The sequence below is a fragment of the Streptomyces gamaensis genome (assembly GCF_042656465.1).
In the GTDB taxonomy this organism is placed as follows: Bacteria; Actinomycetota; Actinomycetes; order Streptomycetales; family Streptomycetaceae; genus Streptomyces; species Streptomyces gamaensis.
On sequence record NZ_JBHSPB010000011.1, the window covers coordinates 103,018 to 120,622 of the forward strand.

Here is a 17,605-nt window from a genome sequence, read left to right on the forward strand (position 1 = left end):
AACTCGTTATCGGTTGGGGCACGGTGGTACGGCTTACTCGCCACCGCCACCCAAGGACTCCTGGGCGATGCGGAAGACGACGAACTCGGCGGGCTTGACCGGGGCGACGCCGATCTCGCAGACGACCTGGCCGGCGTCGATGACCTCCGGCGGATTGGTCTCCGCGTCGCACTTGACGTAGAACGCCTCGTCCGGGCCGGCCCCGAACAGGGCACCCTTGCGCCACTCGTTGTGGAGGAAGGCACTGACGTTGCGCCGGACCGTCGACCACAGCCGCTCGTCGTTGGGCTCGAAGACCACCCACTGCGAGCCCAGATAGACCGACTCCTCCAGGTAGTTGAAGAGGCGTCGGACATTCAGGTAGCGCCACGCCGGGTCGCTGGAAAGGGTGCGGGCGCCCCAGATACGGATGCCGCGGCCGGGGAAGCTGCGGATGCAGTTGATGCCCGCCGGGTTCAGCTGCTCCTGCTCGCCCTTGGTGACCTGCACGCCCAGGTCGAGGGCGCCGCGCAGCACCTCGTTGGCGGGCGCCTTGTGCACACCGCGGGCCTCGTCGCTGCGGGCCCACAGGCCGGCGACGTGGCCGGAGGGCGGCATCAGGAAGCCCTTGCCGCTGGTCGGGTCGGCGACCTGGATCCACGGGTAGTACAGGGCCGCGTACTTGGAGTCGAAGCCCGCCTCGTTCTGCCGCCAGTCGTAGACCTCGGAGGGGTTCATGTCCGGCAGCGGGTCGATGATGGCCATGCGGTTGGCCATGTTCTCGCAGTGGTTGATCATGGCCAGCTGAATGGCCTTGACCTGCTCGCGGCTGACGTTGCCGCTCTGGTAGGCGGCCATGAGGTCGGGGGCGGCGACCATGGTGATGTCGTCGATGGCCTCCAGGCCCGACAGGCCCGAGCGGTCGTTGACCTTGCCGACGTAGCGGCCGACGACGTCCTTGACGGTCGTCGCGTCCCCGGCGGTGCCGGCGGTGGGAGAGGCCGCCAGCGCCAGGGTGGAGGACTCCGGCAGCGCGAGCGCGGCACCGGTCGTGGCCTCCTCCACGAACACGAACTTCGAGCGCTCCTTGACCTGCGTGACGACGTACGAGGCCGAGGACTTCTCGGTGGAGACGTCGAAGGTCTCCGTGGGGGCGCCGTTCACCTTCACGGTGAAGGTGAACAGGTCCTCCGCGCCGGCCTCCGGCGACCCGTCCTTGCCCGTCCTGGTCTTGTCGGCCGGGCCCGCGCCGGGGCGCTTGGCCTTGGGGTCGGCCGGCTTGCGCTGCACGTCGACCGCGATGTCACGGCCGGCGGCGGCGGGCAGGGCCGCGACCTTGAAGCCGCCGAGCACCTGCGCCGGGGCGGCGGAACCCACCGCCTGCGTGCCCTCGACGGCGTCCGCGTCCGCGGACTTGCCGCCGACGCGTACGACGTAGGCGGTGCCGCCGCCGTTGGCGAAGTAGCCGTAGACGGAGTGCGCGAGGTAGGAGCCCTCGACGAAGTCGCCGAACGTCTTCGTGTACTGGCTCCAGTTGGTGATACGGACCGGCTCGTTGAGCGGGCCCTCCTCGGCGAAGCCGACGAAGGCGGCGACCGCCGTGGCCACGCCCTCCACCGGCCGGGAGCCGCCCGCGGCCTCTTCGACGAACACTCCGGGAGCCAAATAGGTGGCCATCCAGCACTCCTTCTCGTGAGTTGTCCCGAGGGGGAATCCAATTCGCAGACCACGCCGACCGCCCGCACGGGAAACGGGCGGCAGCGGCGGTCATCCGTCGGGGCTGGAGACACAACTGCTCTTGCCGCACGACTGGTTCATTGCCGGTTCCGGCCGTGGATTCTGCTTGGATCATGGTCAAGGTTCGGATGCCGTGTCAAACGAATCCGGAAACTGAGGCAGTTAGTCGTAGATCTGTCAACCGAGGGTTCAGCCGGGATCAACTTTCGGCCTACAAAACCCCGGGATCCGTGCCGGAATACGTTGAATTCGAGACCATCAACAGTGGGCAGTGCATGTCAACCTTCTCCGACCGTGAATGCCCCCGGAGCGGCGGAGAATGGACCTGGCCGCACGCACCGGCCGGAGAGCCGCGTCGGCAGGTCCGGCAGGAACCTGCCGACGCGGTACCGGACTTTCCCGGGCCGGGCCCGCTCAGACCCAGATCTCTCCCTCGGCCGACGTGCTGGTGCCCGCCTCCGCCACACTCGGCGCGCCCGGCGCGGCGTACGTGAGCGGGACCTTGGCGAAGATGTTCTCGAAGTCCAGGACGTGCGCCCTCGTGCCGTCGGAGCTGGACCAGCCCAGCCCGTCCATCGTGAGCTCCTTGTGAGCCTGGCCCCGGGCCCATGTGGCGAGGGCCCGCGGCCGCTTGTCCCAGTCGATCCGCACCCGCAGCCGGGCCTGCGTCTCGACGAGAGAGGCGCCTTCGGGGAAGGTGAAGTTGTCGGACCGCTCGTGGCCCAGGGTCTGGCTGAAGCCCTTCGTGGTCTCCCGCTTGTACGCGGCGTTGGCGGTCGCGGAGCCCCCGGGCTGGCCGATCCCCGGCTGGGTGCCGGCCACGGCCAACGCGGAGACGGTGGGGCCGCTGGTGACCCCCTTGTTCCGGGTCACCGCGCTGTTCGCGCGGCGCGAGTACGCCATGCCCGCCCCCGTCATCGCGGTGACCCGGTCCGGCTGCTCCGCCACGCTGAGCGAGACCCGTACCCGGCACCGGTAGTTCCACGTCGTGCTGCTGCCCTCCAGCTGCGGCAGCACGTGTTCCCCGGAGCCGATGAAACGCGCGCCGTTCTCCGCGAGGCGTTCCCCGTCCAGCTCCTGCTGCAACAGGGCGTAATTCTGGTCCGTTTGCAGGGCCTTCGGGAGCGCCGCGTGCACCATCTCGAAAAGGGTGGGCACGACCCCCAGCCGTACTATCTGGCTGCCCGCCGGCAGCGGCCGGTCCATGGTTTCCACCGCTTGCGCGGCTCTGCTGCTCAGCGCGGCGAACCGCGCCTCATGGTTGCCTTGGCGGAGCTTCGCCATGTGCGAGGAGAAAAGTCCGCCCTTCCCCTGGCCCGCGGGGGCCGGAGCGTGCCGGAGGGGAGACGGTGGAGGGGTGTAGGCGCGGGATCGCACGGGCTGCCGGCCCGGCAGATTTCTCCGCAGTGCAGTGACGACTTCGCTTCCGGGCATGGGATACCGCCCCATCTCTGCGAGGTGATCTTCACCAGGAAGTCTCGCACGGGGTCACCCGGTAAAGGACCGGGTCCAAAGTCCTCAACCGGACAGGGGAATTGCCCGTCCGTCATGCCCCCGCCTCACCCGGCACCGGATGCCGCCCATTGCCGCGCGTCGAGAACCGCCGCGCCGGGGAACGCCCGGCTCCCGACCGCGAACCGTGCCCGCAGCACGTACCTGTCGCCGTTCTCCCGGCACGCGGTGAGGGTGCCGCCCGCCGCGGTCACCACCTCCCGCAGCCCGTCCAGGCCGCGGGCCAGAGGGTCGTCCGGCAGCCAGGGCGAGCGCAGAGCGCCGCTGTCCACCTCGAACTCCGTGACGTCGTCGGTGAATCGCAGCCGCACCACCACCGGCGCGTCCGGCGCGTGCTTCGCCGCACCGGCCAGAGCCTCCATCGCCACCCGGTACATCGCCTGCTCCACGCGCACCGGCAGCTCCCGGGGTGTGCCGGTGGACTCGAAGGCCATGTCGACGCCGATGGTCTCCATATTGCGGACCATGCTCGCCAGCAGCTCGGTGTAGGAGATCCGCGCGACGGTACCGGGGTCGAGCTCCTCCCGTCTGCCCTGCAGGACCTTCGCGGACTCCCGCACGTCCGCCATCACCCGGCGGGCACCCGCCTGCACCGCCAGGAGCGAGGGCCGGGCCGCCTCCGGCAGGCCCGGCAGCCGCAGCAGGTTCTCGGCGTGCAGGACGAGGGCCGTCCCCTCGTGGGCCAGGTTCTCGTGCAGGCCGGAGGAGATGCGGTGACGCTCCTGCAGCACGGTGTGCTCGCCCGCCTGCTCCACGGACAGCTCCACCTGCGCGAGCCTGTGCCGCAGCAGCTCGATCAACTCGTTGCGGCGGCGCATGAGTTCACCGATCACGGCCGTGATGGCGATCGAGACGACGCCGCGTACGTCGGTCAGTACCTCCCAGCCCGTCAGCGCCCCGGTGCCGTACCGGACAGCCTGATAGGCGACGGCCATCGCCACGCAGACGGGATAGCGGAAGCGGCCGCCGTAGAGCGCGAGGGCGTAGACGGCGAAGACCATGAGCGTGCGGTCGTCGGTGACGAGCGTGGAGGCGACGGCCGTCGCCGCGCACAGCAGCGGCCACCGGCGGCGGACCAGGAAGGACAGCGAGCCGGCCAGCCCCACCGCGAGGCAGGTCCCGTAGTCGTGCACCAGCCCCGAGGCCAGCGTCTCCTCGTCGGAGAGGACCAGAAACGTCAGCGCCGCCGCCAGCACGGCCGTGCCGAAGTCCGAGGGGTGCCCGTACCGGTGCGCACCGCCTGCCAGCCACATCCTCGTCGCCTGCATCCGCATCCCGCCACGCTGACATGCGGCGCGCGGGCGCGCGTCGGGCAAAGGATGAAAGATGCGGGCCAATCTTCAACCACTTGGTGACGTCGTCGTCGACCACGGTCGACCCGGCTGTCACCCTCCGGGGGACCCCGCGCGGGGCACGGGAGCGGTCAGCCCCATCTCGTAGGCGATCAGCGCGGCCTGGGTGCGGTTGTCGAGACCGAGCTTGGCCAGGGTGCGCGAGACGTACGTCTTCACGCTCGCCCCCGACAGCTGCAGGGCGCGGGCGATCTGCGCGTTGGTCATGCCGGCCCCGACCAGTGCCAGTACCCGGCGTTCGCCGGGGCTCAGCAGGTCGAGCTTCTCCCCGGCACCGCCCACCCGCACCGGAGTACGGTCGGCGGCCTTGCGCACCAGGCTCGTGAGCACCTCGGGCGCGATCACCCGGCATCCGGTGATGACGGTGTGCAGCGCCGCGAACAACTCCTCCGGCCGCAGGTCCTTCAGCAGGAAGCCGCCCGCTCCGGCGTCGAGCGCCTCCAGGACGCGCTCGTCGGTGTCGAAGACGCTGAGGATCAGCACCGTCGGCGGGTCCGGCAGCCGCATGAGCCGGCGGGTGGCCTCGACGCCGTCGAGACGGGGCATGGTCAGATCCATCAGCACGATGTCGGGCCGGTGCGCGGTGACCTGGGCGACGGCCTCGGCACCGTCCGTCGCCTCGAAGACGACCTCGAAGTCCTCGTGGGAGTCGACCAGCATGGTCAGCCCCATGCGGATGATGGCCTGGTCGTCCACGATCGCTACGCGGATGGGCATGGCTCCCTCTCGATCTCGGTCGGTGCGGCGGCGTGCGTACGTCTTCAGGGAGCGGGATCGGGCGCCGGCTCCGGCGGCGGTACGGGCAGGACCGCCGTCACCCGGAAACCGCCGTCGGGCGTCGGCCCGGCCGACAGCTCCCCGTCGGCGTCCGCGACCCGCAGCCGCAGCCCCGTCAGCCCCATCCGGCCGGAGCTGCGCAGCAGGGCGGCCCCGTCGGGCGGTCCGTTGCCCACGTCCAGGACGACCCGCTCGTGCTCGAAGGACAGCTCGGCCCGTACCTCCGCACCCGGGGCGTGCTTGGCGGCGTTGGTGAACGCCTCGCGGCAGATCCGGAACAGCAGTTGCTCGGTGGCGGGCGGCAGCGGGCGGGCCGTGCCGTTGAGCCGGCAGCGGGCGGCCATGCCCACGGCGGACATGTTGCGCACCAGCGCCGCCAGGAACTCCGCGCAACTGGTGGGGCCGCTCAGGGTGGCCTGCCGGCCGTCGCCGTCGCGCAGCACTCCCAGCATCTGCCGCAGGTCCGCCATCACCTGGTGTGCCGACTCCTGTACGGCGAGGGCGCCCTTGCGGGCTTCCTCCGGCAGCTCCGGCATCCGCTGGAGCGCGCCCGCGCGCAGCGCGAGGAAGGTCGCCTGGTGGCCGATGTGGTCGTGGATGTCGAAGGCCAGCCGGGTGCGCTCCTCCAGCAGCGCGAAACGGATCGCGCTGTCCACCGCGCTCTGCGCGCGCTCCAGCCGCTCGTGCAGCAGGGCGCGCAGCGAACGCTGGTGCCGGACGAGGGCGCCGGCCGCCGCCGGGAAGACGATCTCGACGACGACCCCGTAGTACAGCCGCTCCTGACCGGCGTCGGCGATCCCCGTGACGTGCCGGGTCAGCAGATAGAACAGGGCCGCCCCGGCGACGAGCGCGAACCGCAGCCGGCCGCCGTAGTGCGCCACGGCGTACGCGGCGGCGAACAGCGCGGTGCGCTCGTCGGAGGCCAGACTCGCCCCCAGTGCCGCGAGCAGACAGATCTCGGGCCACCGGCGGCGCAGCACGAGGGTGGCGGCGGCCGCGACGGCGATGGCCGCGGAGGCGGGATAGCCGCGCACCAGACCCGTCTCGCTCAGCGAGTGTAGCTGCAGACAGGAGGCGACGGCGACGAGCAGCGCGATGCCGAGGTCGCACAGCGACCGCCGGTCGGACACGCCGACGGCTCGGCCCGGAGGGCGAAGGTGGTCTGTTGTCATGGCGATGCGTTTCTTCGAACCGGACGTCGGCCTGCGGCCCGTGCGAACACGAAGCGTCATGAACTCGGCCGGAAGACGGCGGATATGGCCCCTGGCCCATGACTTCTGGCCGTGGCGCCCCGGGTTGCGGGGTCGCCGCACGGACAGCCCGCGCACCCGGGACATGTGAACACCCGTCAGCGCGATGTCCTCGGAAGCCCGGTGGATTTCCCACCCTAGCTCACCACTTGCGTAAAGTCGCAAATAAATTCCTACTGGTCGGTTCGGTGGAACCGCCGGGACCTTCGGCGCGAACGGCCGGGTCTTAGGTCCCTTATGCCCGCTTCCCGGGGCATGACAGTGTTCGACGTGATCAAGGCCGTTCACGGGGGATGACGAGCGAGGGAGCCCCCGTGGCCGCGTCCGTACTCATCGCCGACGACCAGGCGTCGATCCGCTCCAGCCTGAGCCTGCTGGTCGGCACCACACCGGAGTTCGAGGTGACCGCCGAGGCCGCCGACGGCACGGAGGCCCTGAGCAAAGCGCGCACGCACCGGCCCGACGTGGTCCTCATGGACGTGCGCATGCCGGGCGTCGACGGGATCGCCGCGACCCGGCAGCTCATGCGGTTCAGCCGGCCGCCCAGGGTCCTCATGCTCACCAGCTTCGACGTCGACGACCGCGTCCTCGACGCCCTGGAGGCCGGCGCCTCCGGCTTCCTGCTGAAGGACCTCTGCTCCCGGCAACTGGCCGCCGCCCTGCGCACCGTCGTCGCCGGGGGACGCGTCGTCTCCCCGGAAGTGCTCGACAACCTCGTCCGCCGCGCGACGACCACCCCCGACCGCTCCTGCGGTGCCGACCTCCAGCAGCGCCTGGCGCAGCTCAGCGGCAGCGAGAGACGCGTACTGGAGCTGATCGGCGCAGGACTGACGAACTCTCAGATAGCACAGCGCCTGTACCTCTCCCAGGCCAGCGTGAAGACGTACGTCTCGCGCATGCTCGCCAAGCTCTCCCTCGACAACCGCACACAGGCGGCGATCCTCGCGTACGACGCGGGACTGGCCGACACCGAACGGTAGTTGAACGCCGGTCCCGCGGCCGGGCCGCCGCCGTTCCACTCGCCGAAGGACGCAAGTGATCAGCGACCAGCCGCAGAACGCCCCGCACGACCGGGCGCCGTGCCCCCCGGACCGGGGGCGGACAGGCCCGGCCCGCCCGGCCGTCCTGGCCGTCCGGGCCGGAAACCTCTTCGACGGCCGCCGCGCCCTCGGCCCGGGCACGGTACTCACCGAAGGCCGCCGCATCACGGCCGTCGACACCAGCGGATCCATGCCCCCCGCGCACGCCGAGGTCGTCGATCTGGGCGCGGGGGCCTGGCTGTTGCCCGGGCTCATCGACACGCACGTGCACCTGTGCTTCGACGCCCAGGACGACGTCGCGGGACGACTGCCGGACACCGACGACACGACCCTGCTCACGGCCATGCGGGCCGCGGCCCGTACGGCCGTGCACGCCGGCGTCACCACCGTACGGGACCTGGGCGACCGCAACTACCTCTCGCTGGCCCTGGCACGCGACATCGCGGCACACCCGGGGACGGGCCCGCACATCGTCGCCTCCGGGCCGCCCCTCACCGTGCCCGGCGGCCACTGCCACTTCCTCGGCGGCGAGGCGCGGGGAGCCGACGCCGTACGGGCCGCCGTGCGCGAACGCCACGCGCGGGGCTGCTCCGTGGTGAAGGTGATGGCCAGCGGCGGCGTGATGACACCGGGCAGCGCCGCGCACCTCTCCCAGTACGGGCCCCGGGAACTGCGCGCCGCCGTGGAGGAGGCCCACCGGCTGGGGCTGCCCGCCGTCGCGCACGTGCACGGCGGACAGGCCGTCGTCGACGCCGTGGACGCCGGATTCGACGGCATCGAGCACGTGACCTTCATGACCGTGGACGGCGTCGCAGCGGACGCCGGGGCGATCCACAAGATCGTGCGCAGCGGCGTCTTCGTCGGCACCACGGTCGGCCAACGCCCCGGAGCCCGGCCGCTGTCCACGGGCGCGGCGGCACGCCGCAGCGGTATCCGCGAGGTCCGCAGACGGCTGCTGTCGGCAGGCGCCCGCATGACCGCCGGGAGCGACGCGGGCATAGCCCCCGACAAGCCGCACAACGTCCTCCCCCACGGCATCGAGGCCCTCGTCGGCATCGGCATGACGCCCGTCGAGGCGCTGCGCGCCGCCACGTCCGAGGCCGCGATCGCCTGCCGCGCGCAGGACCGCAAGGGGATGCTCGCGCCGGGCCGGGACGCCGACCTGCTGGCGGTCGGCCCCGGTCTCCTCACCGACATCACCGCACTCCGTGATGTCAGAGCCGTGTTCCGCGAGGGAATCCGGGTGCGCTGACAATTCAGCGCTCAACCTCTTTGGGGCCGCGGATAGTTCTTTTGGTCACGACAAGATCGGCCGTACTGCTGATAGGCGGGGGAACCTTGAGCGCAGTAGCTTGATCAAGCCCAGTCCACAAGACAAAAAGGACCTTGCGGAAAATGAAACTCTCTCGTTTTGCCTACCCCGTCGCGACCGCTGCGGTGCTGTGCGCGGTGAGCACCGCCATGGCCGCCCCGGCCAGCGCCGCCTCCACCGTCACGTTCAAGAACGCGGGCAGCGGCAAGAACCTGGAGATCGACAACAAGGAGCTGCAGAAGGACGGCGCGAAGGTCCAGCAGTGGGACTACAAGCGGAGTCCCGCCCCGAAGCAGGGCAAGTGGATCCTGAAGGGTCTCGGTAACGGCAAGTACTCCATTGTGAATGCCGCGAACGGCAAGAACCTGGAGATCGACAACAAGGACGTGAACAAGGACGGCGCCAAGGTCCAGCAGTGGGGCTACAAGGGCTCCAACGTCCCGAAGAACGGCCAGTGGATCGTGAAGGCCCTCGGCAAGGGCGCGTACTCCATTGTGAATGCCGCGAACGGCAAGAACCTGGAGATCGACAACAAGGACGTGGCGAAGAACGGCGCCAAGGCCCAGCAGTGGGGCTACAAGAAGGGCTCCAACGTCCCGAAGGTCGGCCAGTGGGTCAAGGGCTGATCCGTATTCGGATCCGTATGCATGGCGAGCGGTGACGCGGTAAGCCGCCGCTCGACCTGAAGGACGGCCGGTGGGCCGGGGACGCGCAGCCGTCCCCGGCCCACCGCGCTGACCGCCCCAGCGGGCAGCGCGGGTTCACTTCCCGCTGTCGCACTTGGTGAGGTCCGACTCCGCCAGCGGCTTCCCCTTCGGCGTCATGTAGGTCACCCACAACACCACGGGCTCCTTGCCCTCGTTGCGTCCCTCGTGGATGTAACCCTTGCCCTCGACGAGGGAATCGCCCGCCTTGTAGACATGGACGCCGCCGGGGTGGTCCGGCGCCTTGTGCGTGAGTTCGCCGGACTTCACGACCCCGACCAGCTGCCCGTAGTGGCAGTGCTGTCCCGTGGAGCCGCCCGGCGGAATGGTGATCTCCCGGAAATTGACCTGGACCGGCCCGTCCACCTTCACCTCGACCGGACCCGGCTGCTGCCCCTCCGCGATCTCCTTGGCCTCCGGCTCCGAGGCGGTCGCGGCATCCGACGGCAGAACGAAACCGGCCGTCATCACGATGGCCGCCGCGGCCGCCACCAGACCGAGCCCGCGTGTGATTCTCACTGCTGCCAACTCCTCTCGAAATTCACGGATTCTCCTGTGCGCGCGCGTCGGCCCGGTCACGGGCGTCGGCGCGCCGTTCTGGTTGCTGACCGTCCCCGCCCGGCCCCGGCCACTCCTCGTCCCACGGCTCCACGAACACGAACTCCGGTACACACGGCAGACTCCACCGCAGCGCCGTCCAGTCCACGGATCGCGCGACCTTCCGGAGGATTTCGATCAGCACGGTTTCCCCATCAGTCGGTACGGCATCGGTTGGTACGACATGAGTCGGTAACGGCATCAGTCGCTAACGACGAACTCGTTGGTGTAGGTACGGGAGATGTCGATGTCCTTGCCGGACACCTCGGGCGAGAACGACTTCTGCAGCTCGGCCGCGGCCCGCGCCCCGGCCTCGTCGGTCAGCCCGTCCGGGGAGAAACCGGGCTTGGCGTGATCCACGGCGGCGCGGTAGACGTCCACCGAACCGGCCGCGTACGCGGCGGGCATCTTCTGCGCGATCTCGGCGGCGGAGTGCTCCTGGATCCAGCGCAGAGTGCGCGTCATCGCACGCGTCAGCTTCCGCGCGGTCTCCGGGTTGCGCTGCAGCCAGGAGCCGCCGGCGTAGAAGACCGCCGCCGGATAGCTCTTCACCCCGAAGGTCTGCTCGGCGCCCTCCGGGGTGCGGGTGTCGGCGAGCAGCCGCACCTTCTCGCTGCCGCCCAGCTTCTGCTGGAGCAGCGAGACCGCCGGATCCACCATCACGGCGGCGTCGACGCGGCCCGACTCCATCGCGGCCACCGCGCCGGCCTCGCCGCCGACCGCCTGCACGGAGGCGTCGTCGGCCTGCAGGCCGTTCTTCGTCAGCAAGTACTTGAGGAAGAAGTCGGTGGACGAACCGGGCGCGGTGATCCCGACCTTGGCGCCCTTGAGGTCCTTGACCGACTCGATCGTCCGGCCCGCCTTCGGCGAGACCGCGAGGACCAGCGAGGGCGTACGCAGCAGATTGACGAAGGCGCGGACGTCCTTGCCCTTGGCCTGCATCTGCACGGTGTGGTCGTAGTAGCCGGAGACGACGTCGACGCTGCCGCCCTGGAGCGCCTGCAGCGCCTTCGACCCGCCCTTGAGGTCCTGCAACTGGACGTCGAGGCCCTCGTCCTTGTAGTAGCCCAGCTGCTCGGCCAGCGTCGTCGGCAGGTACGGCAGCAGCGGCTGCCCGCCGACGCCGAGCGTGACCTTGGTCCGCCCGCCGGCCTTGTCCGCGGAGGACGCCTGGCAGGCGGCCAGCGCGAACGCGGTCGTCACGGCCAGTCCGGCGGCGAGCGCACGTCGCACCGGCAGGCGGGGAAGTCGCAGGAGCCTCATGGGATTTCGGCCTTTCTTGAGGTGTGGGGGGATGTCGGAGGAGTCGGGAGAAGGGGAAGCCGTGGCGGCGGGCACGGCGCCGAAGGGACGAGGGGCCTCATCGCGACGGCTTCCACCGCAGCAGTCGCCGTTCCGCGCCCCGCGTCACCAGGTCGATCACCATCACCAGCGCCCCGAGGACCGCCATCCCCGCGAACACGCCGGTGGTGTCCAGGACGCCCTCCGCCTGCGAGATGAGATAGCCGACGCCCTCGGACGCCCCCAGGTACTCGCCGACCACCGCGCCCACCAGCGCGAACCCCACCCCCGCGTGCAGGCTGGAGAACACCCACGTCAGCGCCGAGGGCAGATACACGTGCCGCAGCAGCGCGGCCTGGCCCGCGCCCAGCATCCGCACGTGCTCCACCAGCACCGGGTCCACGTCCCGTACGCCCTGGTAGACGTTGAAGAAGACCACGAAGAAGACGAGCGTCACGCCGAAGGCGACCTTCGACCAGATCCCCAGCCCGAACCAGATGAGGAACAGCGGCGCGAGCACCACGCGCGGCAGCGAGTTGAGCACCTTCAGGTACGGACCCGCCAGCGCCGAGACCGTACGGGACCGGCCGCACAGGAAGCCCGCCGCCAGCCCGAGGACCAGCCCCAGCACCAGCGCGAGCAGTGCCTCGGTCGCCGTGACCCGCAGGTGCGGCCAGATCGTGCCGGAGGCGAACCACTCGCGGACCCGGCCGCCGATCGCACTGGGCCGGCTGACGTAGAACGGGTCGATCCAGCCCCGGGCGGCCGCCAGTTCCCAGCCCCCGATCAGCAGCACCGCCAGCACCACGTGCACCAGCAGGCGTACGAGGCGGCGTCCGTGCAGCAGCCGAAGGCTCATCGCCCGGCCTCCCCGTACGCCGCCGCCACCTCGTCGCGCAGGGACTGCCAGACCCGGTCGCACACCTCGCGGAAGGCCGGGCGGGTACGGATGTCCAGCAGGTCCCGCGGCCGTTCCAACGGCACCGGGAAGCGGCCCACGACCGTGCTCGCCGGACCCGACGACAGCACGACCACCTCGTCGGACAGGGCCACGGCCTCCTCCAGGTCGTGGGTGACGAACACGACCGTGCGGCCCGACTCGCCCCACAGGTCCAGCAGTTCGTTGCCGAGGATCATCCGCATCTGCACATCCACCGCGCTGAACGGCTCGTCCATCAGCAGCACCTCAGGACCGGTGATCCACGTCTGCGCGATGGCGGCCCGCCGGCGCATACCGCCGGAGACCTGGTGCGGAAAGGAGTCCTCGAAACCGGCCAGGCCCACCCGGGCCAGCCACTCACGGGCCTCCCGCAGCCGCGCCGCCCGCCCGGTACCGGCCAGCTGCGGACCCAGCGCGACGTTCTGCTCCAGGGTGCGCCAGGGCAGCAGTACGTCCCGCTGGAAGACGTAACCGACCTCGCGGCGCGGCCCGTTCACGGGCCGGCCCAGCAGCTCGACCGTCCCCGCGTCCGGGGCCGCCAGACCGGCGACCAGGTGCAGCAGCGAGGACTTGCCGCAGCCGGACGGGCCCACGACGGACACGAAACGGCCGGGCGGCACGCTCAGGTCCACGCCGCGCAGGACGGACCGCTCCGGCCCGTAGGAGAAGCCGACCCCGCGCAGGGCGACGGCGGCGGGGACGCCCGTGGCCGTACCGCTGTCCGCGGCGCGGCGGACGGCGGGCAGCGCGGGCTCGTGATCCGGCTCCGCAGCGGCCGGTGCGCCCGCTGCCGGACGCACCCCGGGCCCGCTGTCCGGCCTTCTCCCCGCGGCGCCCATTACTCCTCCGCCGCCTTCCCCTTCAGCAGGCCCGCGTCGCGGTACGCCTGCCGCATGGCCTTCAACTGCCCCTGGTCGGCGGCGAGCTGCGGGTCCCACTGGTAGGGCGGGGTCTTGCGGAGCACGTCGAGCTTCTGGCCGGTGGCCTTCGCGAGGATGGTCAGGTTCTCCTCGGCCCGGGCGCCCTGACCCTGCAGATCGGCGGCACCCTTGCGCAGCGCGGTCAGGAACTTCTCCGCAGCGGGCTTGTCGGCGAAGTCGTTGCCGAAGACCACACCGGTGGCCGTGGTGCCGCGCGGCGGAACGGCCACCGGCTTCGCCACGCCCCGCTCCTCCATGGCCGTCGTGAACGGCGCGGGCGCCAGGGCCGCGTCGACACCGCCGTCCGCGAGCGCGTTCGCCATGTCGGGGATCGGCACGTTGACGACCGTCACGTCCTTGAGGGTCAGGCCCGACTCGCGCAGGGTGGCGGCCAGTTGGTAGCCGCCGGCCGCTCCGGCGCCGCCGGCCACCGCGACCTTGCGGCCGCGCAGATCGGCGGGCTTGCCGACCTCCTTGGAGTCCAGCAGCCGCTGGGCGACCTCCAGGGCGGTGGGGGAGGGCTGCTCCCCGGTCGAGGCGCCCATGGAGGCGACGACCTTCACCTTCAGGCCCTGGGCGAGACCGTTGAACAGCCCGGCGGAGAACCCGGCGACGACCGCGTCCACCTTCCCGGTGCCCGCGAGCGGCACCGCGTCCTGCCCCGCCTTGACCTTCTGGAGATCGACGTTCAGGCCCTGCTCCTTGAAGTAGCCCTTGGCGTCGGCGAGATACAGCGGAGCGAACAGCGTGGAGGGCACGTGCGCCACTTTCACGGTGGTCCCGCCGGACGCCTTGGCGGACTCCTTGCCCGAACTGCCGCCTCCGCCACAGGCGGTGGCGAGCAGCGCGAGGCCCGACAGCAGAGCGAGCAGCGGGAGGGGACGACGACGCACGGGGTGTTTCCTTTCGATGCCGGTCACGGCAATGGGTCGATGCCGGTCACGGCAGTCGGGTTGACGTTCTTGAGGGGGCGGGACGTACCGGCCCGCAGCAGCACACGCCAGCGGGCGAGGAGCGGGGGACGGACGGCCCGCCACGGCACGAGCCACCGTTCGGCGACCGTCACGGCCGCGGCCAGTACCGCCCCCAGCAGGGCGACGGTCAGCAGCCCCACGTACATCCGGTCCGGCTGGAACAGCGTCCAGGAATTCCAGATCAGAAAGCCCAGGCCGCGCTCGGAGGCCACGAACTCCACGGCCACCACGACCACGACACCCAGCCCGATCGCGGTGCGCAGTCCCGTCAGCATGGCGGGCAGGGCCCCGGGCAGCAGCACGAACCGCAGCAGCCGCAGCCCCGACGCCCCGTAGGAGCGCGCCGTCTGCAGCATGCGCGGATCGATCTGCCGCACCCCGGCCAGGGTGTTGATCTGCATCACGAAGAACACCGTGATGGCGACGGAGAGCACCCTGGGCGTCTCGGTGAGCCCGAAGACGAGCAGCAGCAGCGGCAGGGTCGCGGTCTTCGGCACGCAGTACAGGGCGGCGAACAGCGGCCCCAGCGCGGCCCGTACGGTCCGCGACACCCCCATCGCGAAACCGGCGGCGGCCCCGCCCAGCGTGCCCAGCGCGTAACCGGGCAGCAGTCGGCCCAGTGTGGCCGCCACGTGCTCGCCCAGTTCGCCGTCGGCGGCCATCGCGGCCAGACGGCCGACGATGCGCGTGGGCGGCGGGAACAGCAGAGCGTCCACCACGCCCGTACGGGCCGCGGCCTCCCAGCCGCCGAGCAGCAGCAGGGGCAGCGCGACGGCCGGTATCAGCGACCGGGCGGCGTCCTTGCGCGCCTGCGCGACGGCCGTACGGACCGCCTGCTCGCGGGCGGCAGCGGTATGCGTGCTCATCGCGCCGCCTCCTCGGGCCGGTGCGCGCGCAGCGCCTGCCGTACGCGGACCCGCAGGCGGGCGAAGGCCGTGGTGTCCTGGACGGCGGCGGTGCGCGGGCGGGGGAAGGGCACGGTGAAGGTGTCCGTGATCCGTCCGGGACGGTCGGACATCACCAGGACCCGGTCGCCCAGCAGCAGGGCCTCGTCGATGGAGTGCGTCACCAGGACCACTGTCTTGTGCTCCTGCTCCCACAGCCGCAGCAGGTGCTCCTGCATCAGCAGCCGGTTCTGCGGATCGAGGGCGCCCAGCGGCTCGTCCATGAGCAGGACCGGGCTGCCGGAAGCGAACGCCCGGGCCAGCGCGAGGCGTTGCCGCATTCCGCCCGAGAGGCGGTCGGGATAGCTGTCGGCGAATTCCGACAGGCCCACGCGGGCCAGCCAGCGGTCCGCGACCCCGTCGGAGAGTTTTCTCCCGACGCCGGACATGCGCAGCCCGAACGCCGCGTTCGCGCGCACCGTGAGCCACGGCAGGACTCCGCAGTCCTGGAAGACGAAGGCGACCGGTGGGACCACCGACAGCTCCGGCCGCAGCCGCACCTCGCCCGCCGAGGGCGCGTCGAGCCCGCCGAGAATGCGCAGCAGCGTCGATTTGCCGCAGCCGGACGGGCCGACGACACAGACGAATTCCCCGTCCGCCACCGACAGCGACACCTGGTCCAGGGCCTGTAGGACCGTCCCCTCGGGAGAGACGAAAAAGTGGTCTATTCCTTCCGCGGACAGCACTGCGGGCAGTACCGGATGATGATCTTCGCTGGGTGGGGCATTCACGTGAAGAAGCTATCCGCGGAGTTCCCGCGACGGCAGTCTCCGTTCGGCTACAAAAACATGGCTGAACGGCCGATACGATCTCGTCCTTTTGCCCTATGAATCGGTGGCGGGATTCTGCTTAGGCTGCCCGAATGCACAGTCCCGAGGAAAAGCAGCCGCAAGCCGTCGAGGAATTCGACGTCGTCGTGGTGGGTGGCGGCTCGGCGGGCGTGGCCGCCGCCGCGGGCGCGGCCCGCACGGGCTGCCGCACCCGGCTGATCGAGAAGTACGCGTTCCTGGGCGGCGCGGCCACGGCCTCCTCCGTGTCCATCTACTGCGGCTTCTTCGACCAGAGCCGGCGTCGCGTCGTCGACGGCGTCGGCGGCCGCGTACTGCGCAGGCTCCACCAGCGCGGCGTCTACCAGGAGGGCTCCTTCTCCTGGAGCGGCAACCACTTCGTCCTGCTGGACGTGGAGACCACCAAGGCCGTCCTCGACGAGGAGACCGCGGCGGCCGGCGTCGACGTCCGCCTGCACAGCACGCTCGTCGGCGCCCGGCAGGAGGACGGCCGCCTGCGGGAGATCGAGATCGCCGGCCCCGGCGGCCGGCACCGCGTCCGCGCGCGGGCCTTCGTCGACGCGAGCGGCGACGGCGCGCTGTGCGCCCTGTCCGGCGCGGGCGTACGGATCGCCCCGCTCGCCGACCGGCAGACCAGTACGCTCGTCTCCCGCTACGGCGGGGTGGCGCCCGACGCGGACCTCTCCCGCGAGGGCGTACGGGCCGCCGTCACCGCCCACAACAGACGCTCGTCCCGGCCCCTCCCCCGCGAACAGGGCGTTCTCGCCCGCCTCCCGGTCACCGGGGAGATCATCGCCCTCCTCGCCGACGAGCACGCCGACACCCTCGACGCGGCCGCCCTCACGGCCGCCGAGATCAACGCCCGCCGGCAGGCCCGGGACTACCTCGACGCCTTCCGCGCCCACCTGCCCGGCTGGGAGGGCGCGTATCTCCTCGCCACCGGCCCCCAGCTGGGCATCCGCGAGTCCCGGCGGCTGCGCGCCCGCGAGGAGGTGCGCGGCAGCGACGTCCTGGCCGCCCGCAAACGGCCCGGCGAGTCCATCGCCCGCTGCGGCTGGCCCGTCGAGGACCACGCGGGACCGGGCGTCACCCGCTACGTCCCCATCGAGGGCAAGGGCTGGTACGACATCCCCTACGGGGCGATCTGCTCGGCCGACCTGGACAACCTGTGGGCCGCCGGCCGCCTCACCGGCTCCGACGACGACGCCTTCGCCTCCCTGCGGGTCATGGGCACCGCCTTCGCCACCGGCCACGCGGCGGGCGTCGCGGCCGCGCTGTACGCGCGCGGCACCGAGCACGTGGTGCCGGCGATCCGGACCGAACTGCTGCGGCAGGGAGCCTTCGTGTAGGGCGCCTTCGTGTAGAGAGCTTTCGTGTGAGGTGCCCCGGGGCAGGGGACGCGAAATGGCCGGAAACCGCAGTGTTTCCACAGGATGACGGGTAGGCAACCGGCGGGAAAACACGTGCGGTTCCGGAACGTCCGGAACCCTTCCCGCAC

17 protein-coding genes are annotated in these 17,605 nt (G+C 71.3%); 4 read left to right on the forward strand and 13 right to left on the reverse strand.

What is annotated here, in order from left to right; all coding sequences use genetic code 11:
* Nucleotides 1–33 precede the first annotated feature (33 nt).
* The 5 genes from ACFP1Z_RS19185 to ACFP1Z_RS19205 form a co-directional block, all read right to left on the reverse strand.
* Nucleotides 34–1,656, reverse strand: coding sequence for a phage tail sheath family protein (locus ACFP1Z_RS19185; protein ID WP_390317677.1), 1,623 nt, complete (start codon nucleotides 1,654–1,656; stop codon nucleotides 34–36).
* A 474-nt stretch (nucleotides 1,657–2,130) separates the two neighbouring features.
* Nucleotides 2,131–3,000 carry a hypothetical protein gene (locus ACFP1Z_RS19190; RefSeq protein WP_390317678.1) on the reverse strand — a complete coding sequence of 290 codons (870 nt, stop codon included), beginning with the start codon at nucleotides 2,998–3,000 and terminating at the stop codon, nucleotides 2,131–2,133.
* Nucleotides 3,001–3,275: 275 nt separating this feature from the next.
* On the reverse strand, nucleotides 3,276–4,502 hold the full coding sequence (locus tag ACFP1Z_RS19195; protein ID WP_390317679.1) for a sensor histidine kinase: 1,227 nt from the start codon (nucleotides 4,500–4,502) through the stop codon (nucleotides 3,276–3,278).
* 111 nt (nucleotides 4,503–4,613) lie between these two features.
* Nucleotides 4,614–5,297 (reverse strand): response regulator, encoded by a 684-nt coding sequence (locus ACFP1Z_RS19200; protein WP_390317680.1) that lies wholly within the window; start codon nucleotides 5,295–5,297, stop codon nucleotides 4,614–4,616.
* 44 nt (nucleotides 5,298–5,341) lie between these two features.
* Entirely contained in the window at nucleotides 5,342–6,487 is a 1,146-nt protein-coding gene (locus ACFP1Z_RS19205; protein WP_390317681.1) for a sensor histidine kinase, read from the reverse strand.
* Between the two features lie 434 nt (nucleotides 6,488–6,921).
* Between ACFP1Z_RS19205 and ACFP1Z_RS19210 the strand changes: the two genes are divergently transcribed.
* The 3 genes from ACFP1Z_RS19210 to ACFP1Z_RS19220 all read left to right on the forward strand — a co-directional run bounded on the left by ACFP1Z_RS19210 (nucleotide 6,922) and on the right by ACFP1Z_RS19220 (nucleotide 9,585).
* The gene (locus ACFP1Z_RS19210; protein ID WP_390317682.1) at nucleotides 6,922–7,587 is read left to right on the forward strand and encodes a response regulator; all 666 of its coding nucleotides are present in this window, start codon (nucleotides 6,922–6,924) and stop codon (nucleotides 7,585–7,587) included.
* 55 nt (nucleotides 7,588–7,642) lie between these two features.
* Complete coding sequence (locus ACFP1Z_RS19215; protein WP_390317683.1) at nucleotides 7,643–8,899, forward strand: amidohydrolase family protein; 1,257 nt, start codon at nucleotides 7,643–7,645, stop codon at nucleotides 8,897–8,899.
* Nucleotides 8,900–9,042: 143 nt separating this feature from the next.
* A complete protein-coding gene (locus ACFP1Z_RS19220) occupies nucleotides 9,043–9,585 on the forward strand; it encodes an RICIN domain-containing protein (RefSeq protein WP_390317684.1) in 543 nt (180 codons plus the stop codon).
* Nucleotides 9,586–9,720: 135 nt separating this feature from the next.
* Here ACFP1Z_RS19220 and ACFP1Z_RS19225 read toward each other — a convergent pair whose 3' ends face one another.
* The 8 genes from ACFP1Z_RS19225 to ACFP1Z_RS19260 form a co-directional block, all read right to left on the reverse strand.
* Nucleotides 9,721–10,182: a cupin domain-containing protein gene (locus tag ACFP1Z_RS19225; RefSeq protein WP_390317685.1), complete on the reverse strand. Its 462-nt coding sequence runs from the start codon at nucleotides 10,180–10,182 to the stop codon at nucleotides 9,721–9,723.
* Nucleotides 10,183–10,204: 22 nt separating this feature from the next.
* The gene (locus tag ACFP1Z_RS19230; RefSeq protein ID WP_390317686.1) at nucleotides 10,205–10,405 is read right to left on the reverse strand and encodes a hypothetical protein; all 201 of its coding nucleotides are present in this window, start codon (nucleotides 10,403–10,405) and stop codon (nucleotides 10,205–10,207) included.
* A 56-nt stretch (nucleotides 10,406–10,461) separates the two neighbouring features.
* On the reverse strand, nucleotides 10,462–11,523 hold the full coding sequence (locus tag ACFP1Z_RS19235; RefSeq protein ID WP_390317687.1) for an ABC transporter substrate-binding protein: 1,062 nt from the start codon (nucleotides 11,521–11,523) through the stop codon (nucleotides 10,462–10,464).
* Between the two features lie 97 nt (nucleotides 11,524–11,620).
* Entirely contained in the window at nucleotides 11,621–12,400 is a 780-nt protein-coding gene (locus ACFP1Z_RS19240; protein WP_390317688.1) for an ABC transporter permease, read from the reverse strand.
* On the reverse strand, nucleotides 12,397–13,227 hold the full coding sequence (locus ACFP1Z_RS19245) for an ABC transporter ATP-binding protein (protein WP_390317877.1): 831 nt from the start codon (nucleotides 13,225–13,227) through the stop codon (nucleotides 12,397–12,399). Before ACFP1Z_RS19245 ends, ACFP1Z_RS19240 begins: the two co-directional genes overlap by 4 nt.
* A 92-nt stretch (nucleotides 13,228–13,319) precedes the next feature.
* A complete protein-coding gene (locus tag ACFP1Z_RS19250; RefSeq protein ID WP_390317689.1) occupies nucleotides 13,320–14,294 on the reverse strand; it encodes an ABC transporter substrate-binding protein in 975 nt (324 codons plus the stop codon).
* A 23-nt stretch (nucleotides 14,295–14,317) separates the two neighbouring features.
* Nucleotides 14,318–15,241, reverse strand: a complete 924-nt coding sequence (locus ACFP1Z_RS19255) for an ABC transporter permease (protein ID WP_390317690.1) — start codon at nucleotides 15,239–15,241, stop codon at nucleotides 14,318–14,320.
* Entirely contained in the window at nucleotides 15,238–16,050 is an 813-nt protein-coding gene (locus tag ACFP1Z_RS19260; RefSeq protein WP_390317691.1) for an ABC transporter ATP-binding protein, read from the reverse strand. Before ACFP1Z_RS19260 ends, ACFP1Z_RS19255 begins: the two co-directional genes overlap by 4 nt.
* Nucleotides 16,051–16,181: 131 nt before the next feature.
* Here ACFP1Z_RS19260 and ACFP1Z_RS19265 point away from each other — a divergent pair, with 131 nt between their 5' ends.
* Nucleotides 16,182–17,456: an FAD-dependent oxidoreductase gene (locus ACFP1Z_RS19265; RefSeq protein ID WP_390317692.1), complete on the forward strand. Its 1,275-nt coding sequence runs from the start codon at nucleotides 16,182–16,184 to the stop codon at nucleotides 17,454–17,456.
* The last annotated feature ends 149 nt before the right edge of the window (nucleotides 17,457–17,605 follow it).